The sequence below is a fragment of the Oleiphilus sp. HI0080 genome (assembly GCF_001635135.1).
This window is the reverse complement of the sequence record NZ_LWFU01001183.1, coordinates 1-746: the sequence shown is the minus strand read 5'-3', so window position 1 is coordinate 746 and position 746 is coordinate 1. Positions and strand designations below refer to the sequence as shown.

The window sequence follows — 746 nt, the reverse complement described above, 5'->3', positions numbered from 1 at the left end:
TCTAGAAGGTCTAAGCAAAGACGAATGGTATCTGGTGAACTGCAATCACCAATCTTGGGCAGACATACCCGTTGTTCAAAAGGTCTTTAATCGTAAGATCCCCATGTTGAAGTTTTTCCTGAAGCAGGAGCTAATCTGGGTTCCACTCCTAGGTTTGTGCTGGTGGGCTCTGGACTTCCCTTTTATGAAGCGTTCAACGCCGGAACAGATCAAAAAGAACCCAGCTTTGGCAGGAAAGGACTTAGAGGTCACTCGGCAAGCCTGCGAAAAATTTAAATATACGCCTGTTTCGGTGTTCAATTTCATGGAGGGAACGCGCCTTACTCCCAAGAAGCATGCAAAACAAGGCTCTCCCTTCGAGCATCTGCTCAAGCCTAAGGCTGGTGGCGCGGCGTTTGTCCTAGGCAGTATGGGAGATGTGATGCATACGATGCTTGATGTGACAGTACTTTATCCTAATAGTCCTACCAATATCTGGGACATGTTTTGTGGAAAGGTAAGTACAGTCGTTGTTGATGTTAGAAAGGTTGAGATTCCGCAAGAGTTTCTTGGCAAAGACTATACAACTGACGCTCAGTTTAAAGCCGAATTCCAGGAATGGGTTAATGAGCTTTGGATCCACAAAGATAAGCACATCTCAGAACTAAAAGCCGAGTACGAATGAGGATTGAAAGCGAGAAGTAAGAAGAAGTAAGAAGAAGTAAGAAGAAGTAAGAAGAAGTAAGAATGCTTAGACTACATTAAGA

At 44.1% G+C, this 746-nt stretch carries 1 protein-coding gene; it reads left to right on the top strand.

What is annotated here, in order from left to right:
• A partial coding sequence (locus tag A3751_RS20970) for an acyltransferase (protein ID WP_068458779.1) occupies positions 1-664 on the top strand: 664 nt, incomplete at its 5' end.
• Positions 665-746 lie beyond the last annotated feature (82 nt).